Here is a 275-nt window from a genome sequence, read left to right on the forward strand (position 1 = left end):
TCAAATTATGGAAATCCTATCTTTTCTAAAGCGGAATCCTGATGATTTTGAAGAGGGACATCGGTTTAATAAAGCAGTTATCTGTACTGACCAAGAACTGTTAGACCAACGCACGGAAAATTTACCAGCAGAATTTTTTGCTAGCTATACAACTGTCAAATCTCGCCCTATCTTACTTGAAGTCTTACCTAAGGGTGTCAGCAAAGGTGATGCATTGGTTCGTTTAGCTGACCTATTAGGGATTGGCATTGATGAGATAATGGCTTGCGGAGATG

The 275-nt window shown here is 40.0% G+C and carries 1 protein-coding gene; it reads left to right on the plus strand.

Annotated features, from left to right (window positions below):
• Positions 1-275, plus strand: a 275-nt coding sequence (locus Q5762_RS38290; protein WP_315896929.1) for an HAD hydrolase family protein, incomplete at both ends; no start/stop codon positions are given.

The organism is Streptomyces sp. P9(2023), assembly GCF_032436795.1.
In the GTDB taxonomy this organism is placed as follows: Bacteria; Actinomycetota; Actinomycetes; order Streptomycetales; family Streptomycetaceae; genus Streptomyces.